Annotated in this window: 1 protein-coding gene; it reads left to right on the top strand. The window is 67.0% G+C overall.

From position 1 onward, the window contains the following. The coding region (locus ACIBQZ_RS43395; RefSeq protein ID WP_396094805.1) for a hypothetical protein at positions 1–1,049 on the top strand (1,049 nt) is incomplete at both ends.

Genomic DNA, 1,049 nt, shown 5'->3' with positions numbered 1-1,049 from the left:
GCCGGTCCCCGCTTCCCGAGGACAGCTACGAACCGGACTTCGCAGCGGATTTACCGGGCTCCGGAGATTCCTTGCCGGGCGCTTTTGAAGAACCGTTTCGCAATCAAACATTTTCCGGTGATTATCGGTCGTCATTCGCGGAACCGGATACGTGGGGTGAGGACTATCCGTCAATCCGCGACGACGCATTCGGGGATGACGCATTCGCGGTGGATCGTGGGTACGGCGCGGTTGCCGATCCCGGGCTTGACCGCTACTCCAACTATCCAGTGGCAATGGATGACGCGGGTCAGGACGCTTTTGCGGACGACGGCTATGCCGACTACGGGGCTTTGGATCCGGCTTTCGACGCTTCCCCGGACGTTCCTTTCGACGCCGCTTCCGACGCTTCCGGGGGCGGCGGGTACGCGAACCCGCAGTTCGCGGAGGTCTACCACCAGCCGTACAACCAGCCGCACGAGTCCCTCCCGCCGATGACCGAGCAGGAGGCGGCCGCCGAACCGGACGAGGCCTACACCTTCCGGCTCGAGGACGACGAACGCGCGGCCTACCTGGCCGACTACCAGCGCACCCGGGCCCGGGACCGGTACGACGACCGGCCCGGCGACTTGTCCGGCCAAGGGTCCGGTGACTCGCCGGGCGACTTGCCCGACCATTTGCCCGGTGACTTACCGGACGACTTGCCCGGCAGTTCGTCCGGCGGGCCATCTCCCGGCTTGTCCGGCGACGGGTCTCACGGCTTGCCCGACGACGGGTCTCACGGCTTACCCGGCAACGGGTCACGTGGCCTACCCGACGACGGGTCTCCCAGCCTGCACGGTGACTTTTCGCACGGCTTACCCGACGACGAGGACGACGCGCAGCCGGAGGACGACGCCTACGCGCGCGCCGGCGGTTACGACCCGACCCTTCTGGCCGGACGACGAAGCACCGCGCAACAGGTGTACACACAGCACGAGGCCGAGTGGGCAGTCCCCGAATCTGCCGCCGCATCTTCTCCGGTTACGCACCCGGCTTCTCCCCCGGCCACGAACCGGCCCTGGGTATCG

The sequence above is a fragment of the Actinoplanes sp. NPDC049599 genome (assembly GCF_044465625.1).
GTDB lineage: Bacteria > Actinomycetota > Actinomycetes > Mycobacteriales > Micromonosporaceae > Actinoplanes.
This window is presented reverse-complemented; position numbering and strand designations above follow the sequence as displayed.